Source organism: Dellaglioa sp. CoH-57-MRSF-21 (assembly GCF_056781915.1).
The window spans coordinates 1-256 of record NZ_JBXAXU010000217.1 but is presented as its reverse complement, the minus strand read 5'-3'; the positions used below and the strand labels follow the sequence as shown (position 1 = coordinate 256).

Here is a 256-nt window from a genome sequence, read left to right as displayed (position 1 = left end):
GAGAACATACAGCAGCTCTTGGAGGTCGGTGATTCTGATTCGGCAGCATCCGTGATTCAGAAGCGCGCTCTTCAAACCTGTATTGATCTTGTTGCCGAAGTCGAAAACGGGATTCGCGAATCGAAGGGACGCTATGGTGTTCACTCGTTCAACAACCTGATGATGACTATTCGGGAACTTGTGACGGACATGCAGCAAACTCGGGATCGAGGTGCTATTGGTGTCACTATCAGCGAATCGGTTTGGCGGCCCAGGA

General features: G+C 51.2%; 1 protein-coding gene. It reads left to right on the top strand.

Going from position 1 to position 256, the window contains the following annotated elements:
- Positions 1 to 256, top strand: a 256-nt coding sequence (locus AC1RPQ_RS08570; RefSeq protein ID WP_481762360.1) for a hypothetical protein, incomplete at both ends; no start/stop codon positions are given.